This window comes from Porphyromonas somerae DSM 23386 (assembly GCF_000372405.1).
In the GTDB taxonomy this organism is placed as follows: Bacteria; Bacteroidota; Bacteroidia; order Bacteroidales; family Porphyromonadaceae; genus Porphyromonas_A; species Porphyromonas_A somerae.
The window spans coordinates 43,131-62,729 of record NZ_AQVC01000012.1 but is presented as its reverse complement, the minus strand read 5'-3'; the positions used below and the strand labels follow the sequence as shown (position 1 = coordinate 62,729).

General features: G+C 45.6%; 19 protein-coding genes and 4 tRNA genes. 6 read left to right on the top strand and 17 right to left on the bottom strand.

Annotation, left to right across the window (positions count from 1 at the left end):
- Positions 1-378: 378 nt before the first annotated feature.
- The 5 genes from megL to A3GK_RS0103670 form a co-directional block, all read right to left on the bottom strand.
- Positions 379-1,581: a methionine gamma-lyase gene (megL, locus tag A3GK_RS0103690; protein ID WP_018028135.1), complete on the bottom strand. Its 1,203-nt coding sequence runs from the start codon at positions 1,579-1,581 to the stop codon at positions 379-381.
- Positions 1,582-2,009: 428 nt separating this feature from the next.
- The gene (locus tag A3GK_RS0103685; RefSeq protein WP_026161696.1) at positions 2,010-2,633 is read right to left on the bottom strand and encodes a DUF4294 domain-containing protein; all 624 of its coding nucleotides are present in this window, start codon (positions 2,631-2,633) and stop codon (positions 2,010-2,012) included.
- 189 nt (positions 2,634-2,822) lie between these two features.
- Positions 2,823-3,434, bottom strand: coding sequence for a nitroreductase family protein (locus tag A3GK_RS0103680; RefSeq protein WP_018028133.1), 612 nt, complete (start codon positions 3,432-3,434; stop codon positions 2,823-2,825).
- Between the two features lie 116 nt (positions 3,435-3,550).
- Positions 3,551-5,179, bottom strand: coding sequence for a fumarate hydratase (locus A3GK_RS0103675; protein ID WP_018028132.1), 1,629 nt, complete (start codon positions 5,177-5,179; stop codon positions 3,551-3,553).
- 30 nt (positions 5,180-5,209) lie between these two features.
- A complete protein-coding gene (locus A3GK_RS0103670) occupies positions 5,210-5,530 on the bottom strand; it encodes a DUF4298 domain-containing protein (RefSeq protein WP_018028131.1) in 321 nt (106 codons plus the stop codon).
- A 180-nt stretch (positions 5,531-5,710) separates the two neighbouring features.
- On the opposite strand from A3GK_RS0103670, the gene A3GK_RS0103665 reads away from it, so the two are divergent.
- Positions 5,711-7,108 (top strand): trigger factor, encoded by a 1,398-nt coding sequence (locus tag A3GK_RS0103665; RefSeq protein WP_018028130.1) that lies wholly within the window; start codon positions 5,711-5,713, stop codon positions 7,106-7,108.
- A 95-nt stretch (positions 7,109-7,203) separates the two neighbouring features.
- Here A3GK_RS0103665 and A3GK_RS10980 read toward each other — a convergent pair whose 3' ends face one another.
- Entirely contained in the window at positions 7,204-7,710 is a 507-nt protein-coding gene (locus tag A3GK_RS10980) for a YbjN domain-containing protein (RefSeq protein WP_018028129.1), read from the bottom strand.
- A 163-nt stretch (positions 7,711-7,873) separates the two neighbouring features.
- Between A3GK_RS10980 and A3GK_RS0103655 the strand changes: the two genes are divergently transcribed.
- Positions 7,874-7,959, top strand: a tRNA-Leu gene (locus A3GK_RS0103655).
- Between the two features lie 14 nt (positions 7,960-7,973).
- A tRNA-Gly gene (locus A3GK_RS0103650) sits at positions 7,974-8,046 on the top strand.
- Between the two features lie 634 nt (positions 8,047-8,680).
- Here the strand turns inward: A3GK_RS0103650 and A3GK_RS0103645 are convergent.
- The 10 genes from A3GK_RS0103645 to A3GK_RS0103600 all read right to left on the bottom strand — a co-directional run bounded on the left by A3GK_RS0103645 (position 8,681) and on the right by A3GK_RS0103600 (position 15,050).
- A tRNA-Arg gene (locus A3GK_RS0103645) sits at positions 8,681-8,754 on the bottom strand.
- A gap of 49 nt (positions 8,755-8,803) precedes the next feature.
- Positions 8,804-8,879 (bottom strand) — tRNA-Pro (locus A3GK_RS0103640).
- 93 nt (positions 8,880-8,972) lie between these two features.
- Positions 8,973-9,587: a Maf family nucleotide pyrophosphatase gene (locus tag A3GK_RS0103635; protein WP_018028128.1), complete on the bottom strand. Its 615-nt coding sequence runs from the start codon at positions 9,585-9,587 to the stop codon at positions 8,973-8,975.
- 2 nt (positions 9,588-9,589) lie between these two features.
- Positions 9,590-10,114 (bottom strand): KdsC family phosphatase, encoded by a 525-nt coding sequence (locus A3GK_RS0103630; RefSeq protein WP_018028127.1) that lies wholly within the window; start codon positions 10,112-10,114, stop codon positions 9,590-9,592.
- 11 nt (positions 10,115-10,125) lie between these two features.
- Positions 10,126-10,899 (bottom strand): Rossmann-like and DUF2520 domain-containing protein, encoded by a 774-nt coding sequence (locus A3GK_RS0103625; protein ID WP_018028126.1) that lies wholly within the window; start codon positions 10,897-10,899, stop codon positions 10,126-10,128.
- The gene (locus A3GK_RS0103620; protein ID WP_018028125.1) at positions 10,880-11,428 is read right to left on the bottom strand and encodes a nitroreductase family protein; all 549 of its coding nucleotides are present in this window, start codon (positions 11,426-11,428) and stop codon (positions 10,880-10,882) included. The genes A3GK_RS0103625 and A3GK_RS0103620 overlap by 20 nt, the downstream gene beginning before the upstream one ends.
- Positions 11,429-11,473: 45 nt before the next feature.
- A complete protein-coding gene (hemW, locus tag A3GK_RS0103615; protein WP_018028124.1) occupies positions 11,474-12,598 on the bottom strand; it encodes a radical SAM family heme chaperone HemW in 1,125 nt (374 codons plus the stop codon).
- Positions 12,599-12,605: 7 nt separating this feature from the next.
- Positions 12,606-13,199 (bottom strand): response regulator transcription factor, encoded by a 594-nt coding sequence (locus A3GK_RS0103610; protein ID WP_018028123.1) that lies wholly within the window; start codon positions 13,197-13,199, stop codon positions 12,606-12,608.
- 12 nt (positions 13,200-13,211) lie between these two features.
- Positions 13,212-13,904, bottom strand: coding sequence for a hemerythrin domain-containing protein (locus tag A3GK_RS0103605; RefSeq protein WP_026161692.1), 693 nt, complete (start codon positions 13,902-13,904; stop codon positions 13,212-13,214).
- 24 nt (positions 13,905-13,928) lie between these two features.
- Positions 13,929-15,050, bottom strand: coding sequence for an N-acetylmuramoyl-L-alanine amidase family protein (locus A3GK_RS0103600; protein WP_026161691.1), 1,122 nt, complete (start codon positions 15,048-15,050; stop codon positions 13,929-13,931).
- A gap of 251 nt (positions 15,051-15,301) precedes the next feature.
- Here A3GK_RS0103600 and rpsU point away from each other — a divergent pair, with 251 nt between their 5' ends.
- The 3 genes from rpsU to A3GK_RS10975 all read left to right on the top strand — a co-directional run bounded on the left by rpsU (position 15,302) and on the right by A3GK_RS10975 (position 17,230).
- Positions 15,302-15,493, top strand: coding sequence for a 30S ribosomal protein S21 (gene rpsU, locus A3GK_RS0103595; RefSeq protein WP_018028120.1), 192 nt, complete (start codon positions 15,302-15,304; stop codon positions 15,491-15,493).
- Positions 15,494-15,644: 151 nt separating this feature from the next.
- Complete coding sequence (locus tag A3GK_RS0103590) at positions 15,645-16,631, top strand: aminodeoxychorismate synthase component I (RefSeq protein WP_018028119.1); 987 nt, start codon at positions 15,645-15,647, stop codon at positions 16,629-16,631.
- A gap of 2 nt (positions 16,632-16,633) precedes the next feature.
- On the top strand, positions 16,634-17,230 hold the full coding sequence (locus A3GK_RS10975) for an aminotransferase class IV (protein WP_018028118.1): 597 nt from the start codon (positions 16,634-16,636) through the stop codon (positions 17,228-17,230).
- Positions 17,231-17,358: 128 nt separating this feature from the next.
- On the opposite strand, the gene pnp is transcribed toward A3GK_RS10975, so the two are convergent.
- Positions 17,359-19,581: a polyribonucleotide nucleotidyltransferase gene (gene pnp, locus A3GK_RS0103580; RefSeq protein WP_026161690.1), complete on the bottom strand. Its 2,223-nt coding sequence runs from the start codon at positions 19,579-19,581 to the stop codon at positions 17,359-17,361.
- Between the last annotated feature and the right edge of the window lie 18 nt (positions 19,582-19,599).

The window sequence follows — 19,599 nt, the reverse complement described above, 5'->3', positions numbered from 1 at the left end:
CACAAATAAGGGGGCTGATGGTCTTCGTACAACTGCCTAAAAAAGCAACAGCTAAGTGGCCAAAAGTTTAGTTGCAACTAAGCAATTGCTTTGTTGCATCTCGGCATTTGCTTAGTTGCAACTCGCCGATCGCTTAGTTGCAACTCAGTTTCCTCTTTTATATAGCATTGAATATCAGTTTGTTATAAATGGGCTTTTTGGGCCACTACTTCCTCCTATTTTATAGGGTCATTAACTTATGCATTTACTCCTAATGCGTAACCCCTGGGAGGGTTTGCGAGTAATGAGTAAATTATACAACCCCTTGTGGGTCAGACAAGCTCAACTTGTCCGATCCACAAGGGGTTATACATACAGTTCGGGCCTTATCAGTCCAAATTAGAGTTGGTCGAGTGCTTGCTTAAGGTCGGCAATGATATCCTCAACAGACTCTAGACCTACGGAGAGTCGAACAAGTCCTTGCGAGATTCCAGCTGCGGCACACTCCTCCTCAGTGTAGGGTGAGTGGGTCATACTGGCAGGGTGCTGAATAAGGGTCTCGGTATCTCCTAGGCTCACTGCAATAGAGCAAAGTTGGCATGAATTGATCAGCTTTTGTCCGGCTGGTTTGCCCCCTTTGACTTCGAAAGAGATCATGCCACCAGGGAGACGCATATATTTATCGGCAATCGCCTTGTACTTAAAACTAGCTAGACCAGGATACTGAACGCTCTCTACCTTGGGGTGAGCCTCCAAAAATTCCGCCACCTTCTGTGCATTACTAGAGTGGCGATCCATACGGAGGGAGAGGGTCTTCATACCTCGCTCAATGAGGAACGCCTCGAGGGGGCCTAGGCAGGCGCCTGTGAGGTCCTTCACTCCTAGCAACCTTACTTGGGTGATATACTCTGTACTTCCCACTACAAATCCGGCAATCACATCACCGTGGCCATTGAGGTACTTAGTGGCAGAGTGAACCACCACATCTACTCCATACTCAATGGGTCGGCAGAGGTAAGGGGTACAATAGGTATTATCGGCCACCACTGTGATCCCCTCATGCTCGTGGGCAATCTTTGCGATCTGCTCAATATCCACCATATCCATAGTAGGATTGGCTGGACTCTCAAAGTAAACCACCTTGGTATTGGGTCGGATCGCCTTCCGAAGCTCCTCGGGATTGGTCATATCCACAAAGGTCACTTCGATGCCATAACGACTGAGACCGTGAGAGAAGTAGGCATAAGTACAACCATAGAGAGTCTTGTGTGCCACCATATGATCCCCCTGCTGTAGCAGCACCCAAAGGGCGGAGGTGATAGCACCCATTCCCGAAGCACAGGAAATGGCAGCCTCGGCCCCCTCCAAAAGGGCGAGCTTCTCCTCTACCCGAGTGCAAGTAGGATTGCCCAATCGGGTATAGATGTAGCCAGGCTCCTCAAGGGCAAAGCGAGCACCACCCTGCTCAGCACTATCAAAAACGTAGGTGGAAGTTTGGTAAATAGGAGTAGCGAGCGTGCCGAATGGATTTTTCTGAGGCACCCCATGAATGGCTTTGGTATCAAAGCCGTAAGCAGTTGTTTTCTGGTCTTCTTGATTCATAAGTTAGTACATTATTATAGGTTTTGAATTGTGTTCCCACAAATGTACTAAAAAATAGCTATCATAACACCATAACGAAAGGTAGTCACAAGAGGGGTTACGCATTAGGAGAGACTTACTACGAAACATTCATCAGAGAGTCAATGGGTAAGGGGACCTCCGCAAGGAGGTCCGATTTGTCGTAGCCCCCTAGTCGGAGGGGCGTTAGCCCCGAACGACTGGGGGTAAATAAGATGACCAAAATCCACGACCCCTTGCGGGTCGGACAACCTATTCCAAGATTATTGCAATCTCCTAGGCTCTGTTGTCCGACCCGCAAGAGGTCAAATATATACGTGAACTATTGCCTACCCCAGTCGTTCGGGCTACGCCCTCCGACTAGGGGGCTACGACAAATCGGACCTCTCCGAGGTTCTTCATGGTAAGGCTTAGATATAGCCACGCTCAACCATCACACAGACCCGCTCAATTAGGGCATCTTTGCCCTCGGGATCGTAGTCGGTCTTGAGGGAGGCACCGAAGGCTCCCGCCATTGTGTTCCAAAAACCTGCGGAAAAGCGACCTAGGTAGGCATCAATTAGTCCATAACTACTAGACCCTGTTTCTCGCCCTATCAGCTTGATCAGCAACTTTCCTTGATTGAGCGTCAGCTTCTTGAGTTGGGGTGTAAACTCCTTGAGGAGGTCCTTCTCCATCTGCTTGATATGCCTTCGCTTCTCTCGTTCTGTTGGTAGAGTTTCGAGATAGTCATAGGTCTCCATCAACGTAGCGGAGACCAGTTTGGCATAGGGGAGCGCTTTCTTTACATCACGTACCAACCGCCGATAGGCAAGCTGCTGCTCACGTGTATTTAGTCTGAGTGGCTTGAATATATGCACTACCGGCAGAGCGAAATTGGCAATAGTATCCCCCTCAAATATTGTAGCAGGGACTAAATAGCCCTCGGCCAATGGAGGTGGGATCTTGTCATCCTGAGCGAAAATTGAGAGACGTCCCCCCACAAGGAACCACAATAATAATGGCACCTTGAACCGACTAAGTGTATGTATCATTTTGCCCAACATAATACGCTCTCTTTTTTAATGCACACAAAGGTAATCTAAAAAGCAAGATACTCTACCTATAAATAGGGCTCTTAGCTTTATTTATTACACATTAAGCATTTCTTAACCATAAAAATCCCCCTCACATCTATAAATTAGTGTGAGGGGGCTCATCAATTGGGTGCCAATTAATAGAAACTAGTCAAGCACCTTGAGCAATTGCTCCACAGGCAACTTTTCCTTGGTTCCTGGCTCATCTAGTGCTTTACCAAAAGGCATTTGGGCAACTAGACGCCAGTTCTGAGGGGCTCCTACATGATTGCGAATGGCGTCATCGTCCATCCCGATATAGTGCTGAAGGCTAGCGCCAAATCCAAGTCCTACCAATCCTAGCCACACAGCCAATTGGTGCGACCCTTGCACTTGCTCTGCCCACTTAGGAAAGTTGTGGGCATAGAGTGGAAACTGCTTCATTAGTTGCTGGGTAGTCTCCGCTTCGTCAAAGAAAAGGACGGTCCCTACTCCGCTCATAAAAGCGGTATGAATCTTATCACGGGTACCGCTATTATAAGCCTCCTCGCCAATATTCTGAATCAATACCTTCTCTATCAGCCGCCAATGCTTCTTGTGAGCCTCGCCAGTAAGCAGGACCATTCGGACGCCTTGCGAATTGAAGTGAGAAGGAACGAGTGCCAAAACCTCCTTAAGCATCTGCTCCACCTCTGCTTGTGGTGCCACCCACTCACTAGCCAATTGATAGTGGCTATGGCGCTGATTCAATAATCTCTTTACGTTATCCAAATTATTCATTCTATTTATTCTTATCATGAAAAAGATCCAACCTCAGCAAGGGGCACTTGTTGGACATAACAAAACAAGGGAGAGGGGTGGCAAAGTGCACCTCTCTCCCTTATGCTTTTAAGTAATTACTTCCTAGGCTTTAGTTGCTTAAAGAAGTCATTGCCCTTATTATCAACCAAGATAAAGGCTGGGAAGTCCTCTACTTCAATCTTCCAAATCGCCTCCATTCCTAGCTCAGGGTACTCTAGCACCTCTACCTTTTTGATGCTATTCTGTGCCAAGATAGCAGCTGGACCTCCGATACTTCCGAGGTAGAAGCCTCCATACTTGTAACACGCATCGGTCACCTGCTGACTACGATTACCCTTGGCAATCATAATCATACTACCGCCGTGGCTCTGGAAGAGATCCACATAAGGATCCATACGACCGGCAGTGGTAGGGCCAAATGAACCTGAGGCCATACCCTTAGGGGTTTTGGCAGGACCAGCGTAGTAGATAGGGTGATCCTTGATGTACTGTGGCAAGCCCTCTCCCTTATCTATACGCTCCTTCAGCTTGGCGTGGGCAATATCGCGACCTACGATAATCGTACCGCTCAGTGATAGGCGGGTAGAGACAGGATACTGATCGAGCTGAGCCAATATCTCGCTCATAGGTCTATTGAGATCTACTTTGACCGATTCACCCTCAAAGCCCTCACGATACTCCTCTGGAATGAGGCTGGCAGGATTGGTCTCTAGCTTTTCAATCCAAATTCCCTCTTTATTGATCTTCGCCTTGATATTGCGGTCGGCCGAACAACTTACGCCCATACCGACTGGCACAGAGGCACCATGTCGGGGCAATCTAACAACGCGTACATCGTGTGCGAAGTACTTACCACCAAACTGAGCTCCAAGGCCAATCTTGTGCGCCTCCTCTAGCAGCAGTTGCTCTAGCTCTAGGTCGCGGAAAGCTCTACCATATTCATTACCTGTCGTTGGCAGTTCATCGTAGTACTTGGTACTTGCCAGCTTTACCGTCTTAAGATTGGTCTCAGCTGACGTACCACCAATCACAAAGGCAAGATGATAGGGAGGACAAGCAGCTGTACCGAGAGTCTTCATCTTCTCCACCAAGAAAGGCACCAGTGTCTCGGGATTAAGGATCGCCTTAGTCTCCTGGTAGAGGTAGGTCTTATTGGCCGATCCCCCACCCTTTGCCACGCAGAGGAACTTGTACTCATCGCCTTCCACAGCGAGTAGGTCGATCTGTGCTGGGAGGTTGGTCTTGGTATTCACCTCCTCATACATACTCAATGGCGCATTCTGAGAATACCTCAGATTGTCCTCTGTATAAGTATCGTAGATACCGTGAGAGATAGCCTCCTCATCGGTAAAGTCGGTCCACACCCTTTGCCCCTTTTTACCCAATACGATCGCAGTACCAGTATCCTGGCAGAAGGGAAGCAGTCCCTTGGCACTTACCTCAGCATTTCTCAAAAAAGTAAGGGCAACGAACTTATCATTGTCAGACGACTCTGGGTCGGTAAGCACCTTCTGCACCATACGCTGATGATCGGGGCGGAGGTAGAAACTAACATCGTGAAAAGCCTGCCGCGCCATCTGGCGGATGCCTTCGTACTCCACCTTGAGGATGCTTTTACCCTCAAACTCAGCCGTACTTACATATTTATCGGTCAGTAAATAATATTCTGTCTTCTCCTTACCAAGTGGGAACATTTCCTGATAATGAAACTCTTTCTCTGCCATACTTCTTCTCAATTAGTTATATGTTTTAAATTATTGCTCATCTTCTCTATACAGCTCTAGCTTCATCGCTGCATCAATCAGCTCCAATGCTAGAAAGTGATTGGAGCCCATCACATCGTAAACCCAATCTTCGGAGAGGACCCCCTGTGGCAAGTCACTAGGGAGCTTACCCTGATTGCTCAGCTCCACATCATCTCTCCACTCCTGGCTGTAGTAATATTTGTGTACCTCCTGAAAGGCGGTTCGAGCTTTTCGCCACTCCTCCAAAGTTGCTTGCAAAGCCTCATTAGCCGCATTCATACGATTGGTAGCCTCTTCCATTTGGGCAACCCTCTTTATCACCTCTTTCATAAGCCTTGTATATTTAATCCCTCCCTATTCTACTCATCAAAGATACCAAAAGTTAGGTAATCACTTATAGTTATAGATAAAATAGGAGGGTACAGCATCAGTATGTGACGAAAAAGAGGTATATTTGCCGATAATTGTTTGGAGAATAAATAATCAACTATATAACAAGACTAAGGAGTAATGAATATCTCAATAGTAGAGCAAAAGGAGGGATTTGTAAGACTTCAAGTAGATGTTGAGAAAGACAACTACCAAGAGGCCTATAAGAAAGAGCTAAAGAAGGTAGCTCAGGGTGCCAATATCAAAGGCTTTAGAGCTGGTAAGGCACCTGTGGGGATGATTGAGAAGATGTTTGGCGAAGGAGTTCGCTTGGAAGCAATCAACCACCTTGTAGGTGACCTAGTAGATGGCTTCATCAAGGAAAAGGAGTTCAAGGTTATTGGTTGGGCGATTCCTGAGGAGAGCAATACCGAGGAGATGACCAAGGATGATATGACGCTCTACTTCAAGCTAGCTCTTTACCCAAGTGAGTACGATTTTAATTTCGACGATAAGACTTTCACTAAGTACGAGGTAACTATTACCGACGAAGAGGTAGCAACGAGGTTGGAGGAGATGCAGAAAGCCAATGCCGATCTCCAAGAGACCGATACCGTAGTGGCCGATGCCATTGTAGGTGGTGATATCGCAGAGATCGAGGGTGACACTCGCAAGGAGGGTGGTATCCTCAAGGAGAATGTAACCATCTATCCTCAGTTCATGAAGGACGAAGAGGAGCAAAAGAAGTTCATTGATGCAGGCAAGGGCTCTGTAGTGGTATTCAACCCCTACAAGGCATTCGAGGGCAATGCAGCTGAGCTCACTAGCCTACTCGGCATAGAGAAGGATCATGTTGAGGAGCTGAAGGATAAGGAGTTTAGCTTCCAAATCGAGACCATTCGCCACATGGTACCAGCAGAACTTGATCAGAAGTTCTTCGACACCGTCTTCGGTGAGGACCAAGTACACAATGAGGAGGAGGCCAAGACCAAGCTAAAGGAGTTTATGCAAAGCTCCGAGAATGGCAATGCTGAGTACAAGTTCACACAAGACTTTATGGAGTATGTGAAGGAGGAGAAAGCACCAAAGCTACAGCTAGCCGACGACCTGATCGTAGAGTGGTACACCGACAACCTCAAGAGAAACGACGAGGAGGAGAAGGCCGAAAAGGTAGATAAGGAGGCTCTTATCTCTAGCCTGAAGCGCGAAATGTACGTGAGAGAGCTCGCCAATCGTGAAGAGCTAAAGGTTAGCGACGAGGATATCAAGGGCTTTGCTTATGAGATGATCCGTAGCCAGTTTGCCCAGATGGGTTGGCACAATCCCGATCACGAGATCGTGGCTAAGTACGCTGAGCAACAACTAAGCGATAGCAACTTCGCCTACTCTATCGAGATGAATATCCTAGAGCAGAAGGTAGGTAAAGCAATGCTCGATAAGGTAAAGCTAGAGACTAAGCAGGTAAATGCAGAGGAGCTGCATGAGATTCTCAATCCTAAGCAGGAGGAGGAGACAGCAACTGCCGAAGAGGAGAAGTAATCCCCATAAGTGATTAAATAGTAGCGGGGTCGACTATGCATAGTCGACCCCGCTATTTTATACTAGAGGCTATACTCTAAAGAGTATGAGCTCGATTACTTGGATTGATTTGTCTTTTCCTTGCTATACTTGTCGTAAGCTTGCGCCAAAATCACCCCACTCTCAGAAAGATGCTCCAAATAAAGGTCATAGGTTTTTCCGAACTCTGCTACGGTAGCATCGTAAGATTCTATAGTAATCCAGAGTAAATCTTTATCTACGATAGAGCACTTGATACAGCGATTGTCTCGATTAGTCTCATTCATAGCTTTTAGCATCGCAACTTGGTCTGTATCCTCGTCCATTCCTAAATAATAGGTAAACTGCACATAAAAAGGAGCCTCATCATCTACAACTATAACAAAATAAGTGCTTCCCTCCTTCTTAAATTCAATGTCGCCATCCTCATCAATAGATGGGACATATCCCTCCAGCTTCAGAAAATTCGCAATGGAATCTCTAAATGCCACATTGTCAGCCGAACGCTGTACAGGTGGCTCCTGAGCAAAGCAGCTCAATGCTGACAGAGCAAAGGCAACGAATAAAATAAACTTCTTATACATAAACAAGTAATTAAATGTTGATAAATCTATCGCAAAGGTAGTGAAAAAAGGAATTGAGTGTATTAGGTCAACGACCTATTAACATATGGATAGAAAGAAGCAACGCCTCTCATTGTATAATTGAGAAATTTAGATTACCTTTGCAGAGCAATTAAGGATACGAGCCCGGATGGTGGAATCGGTAGACACGAAGGACTTAAACTCCTTTGGCCAGCAATGGCTGTGCGGGTTCAAGTCCCGCTTCGGGTACAAGATATGCACTTGCGGTAGTAGCTCAGTTGGTAGAGCATTGGCTTCCCAAGCCAAAGGTCACGAGTTCGAACCTCGCCTACCGCTCTAAAGTAAATAAGAGAGTTGGATATACAATTTATCCAACTCTCTTATTTTTCACACACAAGCAGCACCACTCCACTAATAAGAGACTGTTGCACGAAGGCGATCTGCGGCGTTGCCTTCGGAATTCGGGCTCGGTCACGTACGTGAGTACGCTCTCAGCGCCCTCATCCTCAGCGCCTTGCATCTCATCCTTCGTTCAAAGTCTCAGCACATTTGAATCAAATATGCGAGAATGGCACTTCGTGCAACACTCTCAATAAGAGGGTATTTAATATAGACTCACAAAACACCCCAATATTTCCTCCGTAGTAGGAGGCTAAAAGTTGAGTTGCAACTAACCAATTGACGAGATGCAACTAAGCAAACGGCGAGATGCAACTAAGTAATTGCTTAGTTGCATCTCAATTTTTGCTCAGATAAGGGCACTGAATATCAGATGGTTATAAAACGCTCTACCCGATTGTTGTTTCAAGCATCCCCTACCTCACGACCCTTTGTGGGTCGGACAAATATATACCATAGACAAGAGGGCTGAGCACCTTCGTACAACTCTATAAATAAAATAGCCTCATCAGCATCAGAAAGATACCGATGAGGCGACCTAAAACTTTAGTGCCACGAGTGGCTCAATGTGTGATTGGGATGGGATTCGAACCCATGACCGATAGCTTAGAAGGCTATTGCTCTATCCAGCTGAGCTACCCAACCAATCCATCTATTTAACCTAGATTGCTTCGAAAGAAGCTTTATAAAATAGTCGGGATGACTGGATTCGAACCAGCGACCCCACGCCCCCCAGACGTGTACTCTAAACCGGACTGAGCTACATCCCGAACTTTTACTGTGTGCAAAGATAACACAATAATTGCTATTTGCCACGAATTTGCAATAAGAAATTACTGTTTACTAAGGCAAAGAGGCAATAATTAGGGTAGAAACTCCTTGAGATGCTGATAAAGATGAGCCGTAGGCAGCCCCATTACAATGTGGTAGGAGCCTTGAATCTCCTTAACTCCAATCAACCCTATCCAATCCTGAATACCATAAGCCCCAGCTTTATCCAAGACCTCATACTGATTGACATAGTAGCTAATCTCCTCTTCGGTCAAATGGTCGAAGAGTATATCGCTCGTCACGCTCGCTTTGAACTGTCGATCAGACATTGTAAGGCAATAACCTGTAATTACCTGATGCCACTTTCCAGACAATCTATTGAGATAGGTGACCGCCTCGTCGAGGCTGTGGGGTTTCTCAAGAATCTGCCCCTCCAAGACCACTACTGTATCTGCTGTAATCAGTAGATCATTGGGGTGTAATTGAGGGAGTAAGAACTCAGCCTTGCGACTTGCCAATACCAATGGCACTTCATGCGGGTCCTGCACTTCAATGTGATCCTCTGGTGCGTGGCTAGGGCGCACCTCAAAGGTGAGCCCCAGCTGTTTTAGTAGTTCTACCCTGCGAGGAGATTGGGAGCCAAGAATGATATGGAGCCCTCTTAACCTTGCTTCTAGTGGATGTGCCACTTTTCCATCATTTGTCATATTTACCAACCAAATGCGTGCTCATCATTGAGCCATAATCCTTTCATTTTTAGCACCTCTTCGATCACAGCACGTGCTACCCCTTCACCTCCATTAATAGGAACAATGTGGCTAGCAATTGCTTTGGTCTCTGGTGAAGCGTCCTTAGGAGCCACCGAAAAACCACAAGCTTTCATCACTGGAATGTCGGGGATGTCATCACCACAAAATAGGCATTCAGATGCTTTAAGACCAGTCTTCTGCAAGAAGTCATTAAGAGCATCGATTTTAAGACCAGCCCCCATATAGATATGTTGGATGCCCAGCCCTTTGTATCGCTTCGGCACACTATCGGAATAACCTCCGGAGATGATCCCGAGCACAAGTCCTTGCCTACAGGCTTCTCGTATCGCATAACCATCTCGTACATTGACAGTTCGCTCTGGCACCCCCTCGCTATTGATATGGGTGGTGACTCTCGAGAGCACCCCATCGACATCAAATAAAACTCCTTTGATATGGTTTAGATCCGTTGGAAAAGAACTCATATTTAAGTAAATCAATGATTCATAATTGACTTAGTCAGCACCTCATAGATCTCACGTGATTGACCTTGAAGAAGTGCCAAATGGCGATCGATAGTCCGATAGTCGTGCCGAATAGCGGGCCCTGTTTGTACCTCCTTGGGCGAAGCTGATAACGCTTTATTTAAGGTCTCCTTGACTAAAGGACCCAGCAACTGAAAGTCTAGTCCAATATCGTGCAATACTTCATCGGAAATGGAGTAGAGATGATTAACGAAATTGCACGCAAAAACAGAGGCTAAATGCAGCTTCACTCTCTCCTTACTAGATAGATAATGTACTTGTCTGCTGCATAACGCATTCGTGATTTTGCCGATGACCTCTTGACATTTCTGGGTATTGGCTTCTGGAAAAATAGGGATCTCGGAAATCACCAGCTCTCTATTTTCAGAGAAGGTCTGCATCGGATAGAGTACTCCTCGATTCTTGATGGGCGTCAAGGCATCTATTGAAGTTCCGCCTGAGGTATGCAACACTACACCGCTATAATCACTAGGGAAATGACTTGCTACTTCACCAATCGCATCATCTTTGACTGCAATCAAGACAAAATCAACTGGCAAGTCAGCTAGCTGATCAATGGAGTCAACAGTTTCGGCACCTATCTTCTGTGCCAATGCGGTCGCGTGTGACTTGGTAGGGCTGTATAGTGCCGAGCAAGTTACCCCACCCTTCACTAACGCTTCCGCCAAGTGAGTAGCCACTCTGCCGCTACCCACTAAGGCGAAATTAAAGCTCTCTTTCCTCATACCTTCCTACAAAAAGACGCTCCCACTCCACCTCTCGTTCACGTGGCTTAAGCATATCGGCTTTTGCCACCTCCCCTATGCCTATAATGCAGAGTACTTTATAGCTATCGGGCAAATCTAGCTTGTACTTGATATACTCCTCGGCAGTAGCTCCTTTGGGCGAAGGGCTGTCCTCTATATGGCACCAGCAAGAGCCAAGGTCGTGATCAGTCACTGCTAGCTGAATAAAGGAGGCAGCTATAGCACAATCCGAATAAGGGCGCTTGCTCTTATTGCTATCGCTACACACCACAATGGCAACTGGAGCACCAGACAAAAACTGGCTCCCGCGCTCTCGGCATTCACTAAAGTCTTTGAGCAGCTGCTTATCCTCAACCACAAAGAATCGAGTGCTTCTGCTATTCTTAGATGTAGGTGCCCTTAGCCCCGCCTCCAATATATCCTTTAGCACTTCCGAATCGACAGGTTGGTTGGCATACTCGCGTACGCTCCTTCTCTTTCGAGATAAAAAAGTCAAATGTGAAAACATATTCCTTATATCATTAATGATTAACGCTCATAAAAAAGCAATTGTCTAGTCATTCATCGCCAACTCCAATAGTACTCTATCGGCGAAGTCCCAGCCCTTATCAGTAAGGGCAAAGCGATCGCCCCATTGCTTTAGGAGTTCTTCATCCACTAGCCTGAAAAGTGACTTTTCTGGAATAGCAAAGTTTTTTTTCTCCATCTCTGCAATAGATATTCCCTCAGCTGTTCGTAAGCGTGTTAGGAGAAACTCTTCATACTCCATCTCTGGGGTAATATACTCAATCTCACGGGATAAAAAACCTGCACCTGTAAGCAATTGATCGGTATATAGTGGCAAGGAACTAGCATTCCACGAGCGCCAAGGAGCTACATAACTATGAGCGGAAGGACCTAATCCGATATAGGGCACCCCACTCCAATAGTTGCTATTGTGCCTAGAACGAAAAGAGGGTTTTGCGAAGTTGGATATCTCGTAGTGCTGATAGCCCGCCTCGGTTAGCACCTGCCTCACAGTATGTGCCATCTCTATAGAAACCTCCTCACTCAGCTCGTTGATTTCTCCCTTACTACGCATCTCATAAAGTGGAGTTCCCTCCTCATAGATAAGATCATAAGTAGAAATATGCTCTGGAGAAAGTGAGACCAATTGGTCTAAATCCTCCCTTAGCTCTTTGAGCTCCTCAGTAGGAATGCTGTATATTAAGTCAAGAGAGATATTATTTACTCCGGCTTGACGTAGGCTCTCAAAGAGACCAATGATCTCCTGATGGCTATGCCGGCGACCTAGCTTTTGAAGCAACCGATCGTGGAAAGACTGAGCCCCGATACTAAAACGATTGACACCATAGGAGAGCAGATGCTCAATATCTACCTTTCCAACGTCACCAGGGTTACACTCAAATGATATCTCAGCCGATGGTGAAACGTTGTAATGGCTTCGCAATACTCCTACTATCTCTCCGATATAATGGTGTGGCAATAAAGAAGGGGTTCCACCGCCAAAGTAGATGGTCTCAATGTCCATTCCTCCGAGCTCATAAGCTCGCTTTTGTGCCTCAATCTTTAACGCCTTTACATAGCGAACGACCTCACGGCTGTTGGCCACAGAGTAAAAATCACAGTACAGGCACTTTTTCTGACAAAAAGGAACGTGAACATAAATACCAGCCATAGTCGCACTATATGTGATCCTTCACATCGTCAAGCGTTACCAATTTATTCATTATGGCATAAATTGTGAGACCAGAAGGGCTATGAATATTGAGTTTGCGTGCTATATTGCGCCGGTGGGTAATGATCGTATGGGTAGAGAGGAAAAACTTCTCGGCTATCTCCTTATTAGTAAGCCCCTTCACCACTGCTACCACTACCTCTTGCTCCCTAGGTGTCAGCACCATCTCCTCTGCATTGCTTCCATCCACTTCTAGTACACTCTCAAGCATATTAGAGACTTCATTCCCCCCATCTGTTGAGAGGATTTTTCCATCAAAATTCTTTGAGAGCTCTGCTTCAGCCAATGTGGTACAATAAGATACGATCCTCAACTCATCATTTCCAAGTGCTTCCTTCAAGATAGGCACCATTGGATCAGAAACCACGTCGGGAGATACAATCAGCAAGTCAGGCAACACCTCCTTATAACTCTCTAGTAGCCTATAGGGATCTGCTAGCATATTTAACCCCAAATGGAAGGTCGTCTGTCTTTGGAGCAAATGCTCAATATAATGCGCACGCCCAGCATCCCCCACAGCCACCAATACCGAATATCTCATATACAGAATGCTCTAATTTAGCTTGTCTTCCTCCATTTCTCTTACACAAGGAATGAGGATATGATCTTCCACATCATTATGAATGTGAAGCTCCTCACTACAGGTAAAGAGATCATGAAGCACATTATTTACCTTGAAGTCCATCTCCATCGGATAGTACTTAATAAATATATTCTTAAGCTCCAGCATTTTTAGCTCCACTTGGTCGTGACGCTTCTCAAAAGTTCGGATAGAATACTCTAGGTCATTAGCTCCCTCCAGAAGTGACTCAACGTATGGGAAAACCACCTCATCCTCATACTTCATATGCTGAAACACTTCCTTTTCATAATTATCAAAGTACTTCTGAATCACAAACCTTATATCCTCAGGGGCCTGCTCAATAGCTTCCAACATATTTCTTCGGATCTCAGGAAGCCTGAAATCAAGGAAGTAGCTGTGGCTATTTCTAAGGAAACGAATTAGTAGCGGTATTGATAGTTTTTTGTACAACCCTTTCTGCCCTACCCCCTCATCAAAGAGAATAAAATGGACCACAAAAAGGAAAGTATCCACATCAACACCATGTTCATCACAAATCTCTTTGATCGTCCGCTCACCGACTCCCAATGGGATATCAAATCTATAGATAAGTAGCAGGATATTATAGTGTTCACTCACCAAATCCGCCATCTTACTGTGCGAGGAATAATGTTTATTCTTCATGTGTTATTCTTATCTCCCTTGTCATTAATAATAACTACCTACCTTGTTACCTTCACCATCAAAGCCTACAATAAAGCAATCTTTATACTTCCGTCTCAAATCACGCTGATAGCCTTTTGCCTCATCTAGACTAGTGGTATCATAAAAGGTGTACTTGTAATACTTACCCTCCTTAGTTACTTTTACTACATCCCTATATGAGCCGAAATAACTTGGTTTTAGCTTTCTTGTATCTGCCATTACCTGTACTCGATAATGTATTTCTCCGGCAACGGCCTTACCATCGGATTTGGTCATTACTGACTGCGAGGCAACCTCGGGTGCATTCTCAGCCACTACCTCCTTACCCTTAGTGTTTCCGCCTCCACGACCAGATATCTTAGCTTCGTAGTCGACTACTGCCTGTGCGATACTTTGGGCTAGTTTTCTCGACCCATTCTTCGACAACATATACTCTTCATCAGAAGGATTAGAGATAAAGCCAAGCTCCACCAGCACACTAGGCATAGCGACTTCCCTCAGCACCAAAAAACCAGCTTGTTTCACTCCGCGGTTACCTAACCCCCCATTGACCATACCACCTTGTATCAACTCTGCTAAGTCGATACTAGAGGAGAGATGCTTATTTTGAATAAAGTTGAATATGATATAGCTTTCCGATTCATTAGGGTCAAAACCTTTATAGATAGCTCCATGGTCTTTCTCATAGAGGATCACAGAGTTCTCCTTCATTGCCACATCAAGGTTATCTTGAGTTCGGTGCAATCCAAGCACATAAGTCTCGGAGCCATGAGGACGAGAAGTTTTATGCGAATTGGCATGAACGGATACAAATAAGTCTGCTTTCTTTTTATTGGCAAAGTCTGCTCGCTGCTGGAGACCAATAAATCGGTCATCCTTTCGAGTGTAATAGACCACGATATTGGGGTTTAGTACATTGATACGCTCACCCACCTTTAGAGCTACATCTAGGACTATATTTTTCTCCTTTGAGCGTTTACCCACGGCCCCGCTATCCTTACCACCATGACCGGCATCAACAACAACCACAAAACGCCCTTTGCCATCTCTAGCTTGGCTCATCGTGCCTAGAGAGGGCAGAGAAAGCAAAACGAGCAAAATCAAAGCTCTATAAAATATCCTCATACCTAGCGAAACCGAATCATACTTACTTATCACTGCGAAATTAACTAATTCTACGGATATCTCCAAATATGAGTATCTCCAAATTCCATACAATGTTAAGACATTATAGGCATTTCTCATTGAGACACACCCAATAATTGTAATGGGAGGAAGCGATTATCTTGGTAGTATTGGATATTCTTTGTAAATTTGCCATCGCACTCAAATGAGTACAACAATTAATGAATTACTAACAACATTTACAGGAGTTTATGATTATTGTAGAAGTAAAACAAGGCGAGAACATCGAGAGAGCACTGAAGAGATTCAAGAGAAAGTTTGACCGCACAGGTACAATGCGTCAGCTTCGCACTCGTCGGGAGTTCCAAAAGCCATCGGCAGTAAAGCGCCGCAAGATGGAAAAGGCTCGCTACGTGCAGCAACTTCGCCAGATGGAGGATTAGTCTGAATACTACCACTCATAGGTGGATGCTAGACGACGAAGTTAGAAGAAGAATAATAAATCATTTTCACCAAGGAGGTGTTGTTTAATAAATAAAGGGATGGCTAAAGCTCACTGAGCAGTAGTCATCCTCTTTTTATCATATAATAGTGATGCTAAAAACATACAAGGAGGTACTCACTCAGATGAATGAAGCAGGTAAAGCTGGTATACCATTTTTATTCGTTCTAGACTATGAAAAGAGTGAAGGAGCCATAGTGACCAATCCACAGGAGCAGAGCGAGGTGCTTTTTAAAGTCGGGACCGTCTCAAACTTCAAGGCGCAACCCATCAAAAATACTAACGAACACATCACCAGACAGCCTGAAAGCCTAGATCAGTATGGCCAACGCTTCAAAGTCATTCAGCAAGGAATGAAGGAGGGGCGCTCGGTTCTTGCCAACCTCACCGTATGCACTCCAATATCCACTCCCCTTACCCTAAAGGAAATCCTATACACCACCAGTGCTAAATACCAGATCTATCTGCCCGAGGCTCGCTTTGTCTGCTTCTCTCCAGAGAGATTTGTACGAGTAACTAACGAAGGCATCATTTCCACAGATCCGATGAAAGGAACTATCACTAGCGATGTCCCAGGGGCTCCAGAAGTCATACTCAATGACTACAAAGAGACCTCAGAGCACTGTGCCGTAGTAGACCTCTTAAGAAAGGACCTTTCTACCGTAGCGACTGATATTGAAGTCTCTCAATTCAGATATTTCACAGAAATCAAAGCTCCGGAGCACACAATCTTCCAAGTTAGCTCGGAGATCAAAGGGCAACTCCCCACGGATTGGACATCACATATAGGAGATATTTTTGACCACCTTCTTCCAGCAGGTTCAATCCTTGGGGCTCCTCGTGAAAGTACTCGCACGCTCATCTCAGAGGCCGAAGGAAGCCACACAAGGGGCTATTACTGTGGCGTCTTTGGCTACTTCGATGGCAAAGAGCTAGACTCCTCCGTTCTTATTCGCTTTATCAGGGAAGATAAAGAGAGTCAAAAGTATTACCACTCAGGTGGCGGAATCACCATTAATAGTATACTAGATCACGAGTACCAAGAGGTGATAGACAAAATCTACCTACCACTTCACTGAATATGGAACCTCTCTTAGAGACCTTCTGCTTAGAGAATAAACAACTTTTCCACCTCAAATACCATCAAGATAGAGTGAGATGGTCAACTGGTCAAGAGATAGATATATCGCTCTTTACAGAAGCGATAAAATCGGATCCCTCTTATACTCTTGCTCAGAAAGGAAAGTGGAGGGTAAGCGTCACCTATTCGCCCAGTAGCATACTTTCCATACGCTTTGTGCCCTACCAAGTGCCAGAAATAGGATTACTGAAGCCCACCACAATCAAAGAGAACTTTTACTCATACAAATGGGCTGATCGCTCTCAATTTGAAAGCATCAAAAAGGAGCTTCCTCGTGGCACAGAGCCTCTGTTCATCTTGGACGGCTTGGTTACCGACACCTCATTCACGAATGTAGTACTCGAGAAAGATGGGCAATTATTCACGCCCAAAAGCTACCTACTTAAAGGGACTAAAAGGTGCTACCTTTTGGATAAAGGGATAATACATGAGTGCGATATAACGCTTGAAGTTTTAAGACATTATGATACCATACACCTTGTCAATGCAATGCTCTCACCCCACCAACTGACACTCCCCATTGAAGCAGTGCTCTAGTAGAGAGAAACTAATTCAGCAATATTCCATAAAAGATCGTAGCGGAGTAAGAACACTTACCCCGCTACGTTCAATTTGAAAAATTACAGCCTATATACAGTATATAGGTGGTACTAAGTCAATGGTGATCAATCATTGTTGTTGTGGCGATTGTGGTTGCGATTACCACGGTTTGGTCGGTCGCCATTATTGCGAGGGCGATCATTGCGTGGACGCTCAGGACGCTCTACATATCCCTCAGGCTTTTCAATAGCAGCCTTACGAGATAGACGGAACTTGCCAGTCTTAGGATCCACTTCAAGAAGAACCACATTGATCTTCTGGCCTTCCGCTACACCAGTCTCCTCAATGGTCTCAAACCTACGCCAATCCCACTCAGAGATATGGAGAAGTCCCTCTTTGCCAGGCAAGAACTCTACGAATGCACCGTAAGGCATCACACTCTTAACGGTTCCCTCGTACACCTTACCTACCTCAGGAATTACCACAATGGCATTGATCATCTCGAGTGCCTTATCGATTGGCTCCTTACCAGCAGCAGCCACCTCGATAATACCTTCGTTCTCTACCTCCTCAATATTTACAGAGGCACCACTCTCCTCTTGGATACTCTGAATAATCTTACCACCAGGGCCAATCACTGCACCAATAAACTCCTTAGGAATGCGCATAGTAACGATTCGTGGAGTCTGTGGTTTAAAGTCGGTACGAGGCGCAGGAAGAGTCTCCTCAATCTTGCCAAGGATATGGAGGCGTCCCTCCTTAGCTTGTGCAAGAGCTCTCTCTAGGATTTCGTAGCTAAGTCCATCTACCTTGATATCCATCTGGGTAGCAGTGATTCCATCCCGAGTACCAGTCACTTTGAAGTCCATATCACCGAGGTGGTCCTCATCGCCCAAGATATCTGAAAGGATCGCGTAATTCTGTCCTTTATTCTCAGAAATCAGTCCCATGGCGATACCACTCACTGGCTTTTTGATCTGCACACCAGCATCCATCAATGCTAGAGTACCAGCACAAACGGTAGCCATTGAAGAAGATCCATTACTCTCCAATATATCACTCACGATACGCACTACATAAGGATAATCCTCAGGGATCATAGACTTAAGTGCTCGCTGAGCCAAGTTGCCATGACCAATCTCACGACGTCCTACTCCACGCTGTGGCTTAGCCTCACCAGTAGAGAAGGGAGGGAAGTTGTAGTGCAATAGGAAACGATCCTTACCATGATTAAGCACATCATCTACTAGCTTCTCATCGCTCTTGGTACCAAGGGTCACCGTTGCTAGTGCTTGAGTCTCACCACGTGTAAATATAGAGGAACCGTGAGGTGCTGGCAATGGGCTTACCTCGCACCAGATTGGGCGAATGGTCTTGGTATCACGACCATCAAGGCGCTTTCCTTCGTCCAAAATCATCCGACGCATCGCCTCCTTCTCCACATCGTGGTAGTAGCGATCAATCATCGGGCCCTTCTCCTCTAGCTCCTCCTCAGTATATTGAGCCTTAAACTCCTCCACAATATTAGCAAAGGCATCTGTACGCTCGTGCTTTGAAGTGCCTGAGGTAGCTACTGCATATGCCTTATCATAGCATACATCGTGTACCTTTTGGCGAAGCTCCTCATCATTCACCTCGTGGCAATAGGTACGCTTTTCCACAGTGCCGCACTCCTCCATTAGCTCCAACTGTACCTGGCATTGCTTCTTGATAGCTTCGTGAGCTACCTTAATAGCCTCAAGCATATCCGACTCCTGTACCTCCCTCATCTCGCCCTCTACCATCATGATATTATCCATTGAGGCCGCTACCATCAGGTCCAAATCGGCACGCTCTAGTTGCTCCTTGGTTGGATTTACTAGATACTCACCATCCAATCTAATCACTCTTACCTCAGAGATAGGACCGTGGAAAGGCACTGTGCTTACAGCAAGTGCCGCAGAAGCTGCCAGCCCAGCCAATTGATCTGGGAGCTCGTTTTCATCACCACTATATAGAGTGATATTAACAAAAACCTCTGCATGATAATCATCAGGGAAAAGTGGTCGCAGTGCCCTATCAACTAGTCGACAAATCAAAATCTCGTAGTCCGAAGCCCTACCCTCTCTACGGGTAAAGCCACCTGGGAAACGACCCACGGCTGAAAACTTCTCTTTGTACTCTACCTGTAAAGGCATAAAATCCACACCAGGATTAGCATCCTGTGCAGCAGTAACTGTTGCCAACAATACGGTGTTGCCCATGCGAACAGTCACAGCACCATCGGCCTGCTTAGCTAGCTTGCCAGTCTCAATTGTAATGGTGCTTCCATCACCCATTGTGATGGTCTTAGTGATTACATTCATGATAAAAAATTCTATATAAAA

Coding starts and splice junctions, on each gene's coding strand:
- megL (WP_018028135.1), bottom strand. CDS start 1,581: ATGAATCAAGAAGACCAGAAAACAACTGCTTACGGCTTTGATACCAAA.
- A3GK_RS0103685 (WP_026161696.1), bottom strand. CDS start 2,633: ATGATACATACACTTAGTCGGTTCAAGGTGCCATTATTATTGTGGTTC.
- A3GK_RS0103680 (WP_018028133.1), bottom strand. CDS start 3,434: ATGAATAATTTGGATAACGTAAAGAGATTATTGAATCAGCGCCATAGC.
- A3GK_RS0103675 (WP_018028132.1), bottom strand. CDS start 5,179: ATGGCAGAGAAAGAGTTTCATTATCAGGAAATGTTCCCACTTGGTAAG.
- A3GK_RS0103670 (WP_018028131.1), bottom strand. CDS start 5,530: ATGAAAGAGGTGATAAAGAGGGTTGCCCAAATGGAAGAGGCTACCAAT.
- A3GK_RS0103665 (WP_018028130.1), top strand. CDS start 5,711: ATGAATATCTCAATAGTAGAGCAAAAGGAGGGATTTGTAAGACTTCAA.
- A3GK_RS10980 (WP_018028129.1), bottom strand. CDS start 7,710: ATGTATAAGAAGTTTATTTTATTCGTTGCCTTTGCTCTGTCAGCATTG.
- A3GK_RS0103635 (WP_018028128.1), bottom strand. CDS start 9,587: ATGACAAATGATGGAAAAGTGGCACATCCACTAGAAGCAAGGTTAAGA.
- A3GK_RS0103630 (WP_018028127.1), bottom strand. CDS start 10,114: ATGAGTTCTTTTCCAACGGATCTAAACCATATCAAAGGAGTTTTATTT.
- A3GK_RS0103625 (WP_018028126.1), bottom strand. CDS start 10,899: ATGAGGAAAGAGAGCTTTAATTTCGCCTTAGTGGGTAGCGGCAGAGTG.
- A3GK_RS0103620 (WP_018028125.1), bottom strand. CDS start 11,428: ATGTTTTCACATTTGACTTTTTTATCTCGAAAGAGAAGGAGCGTACGC.
- hemW (WP_018028124.1), bottom strand. CDS start 12,598: ATGGCTGGTATTTATGTTCACGTTCCTTTTTGTCAGAAAAAGTGCCTG.
- A3GK_RS0103610 (WP_018028123.1), bottom strand. CDS start 13,199: ATGAGATATTCGGTATTGGTGGCTGTGGGGGATGCTGGGCGTGCGCAT.
- A3GK_RS0103605 (WP_026161692.1), bottom strand. CDS start 13,904: ATGAAGAATAAACATTATTCCTCGCACAGTAAGATGGCGGATTTGGTG.
- A3GK_RS0103600 (WP_026161691.1), bottom strand. CDS start 15,050: ATGAGGATATTTTATAGAGCTTTGATTTTGCTCGTTTTGCTTTCTCTG.
- rpsU (WP_018028120.1), top strand. CDS start 15,302: ATGATTATTGTAGAAGTAAAACAAGGCGAGAACATCGAGAGAGCACTG.
- A3GK_RS0103590 (WP_018028119.1), top strand. CDS start 15,645: ATGCTAAAAACATACAAGGAGGTACTCACTCAGATGAATGAAGCAGGT.
- A3GK_RS10975 (WP_018028118.1), top strand. CDS start 16,634: ATGGAACCTCTCTTAGAGACCTTCTGCTTAGAGAATAAACAACTTTTC.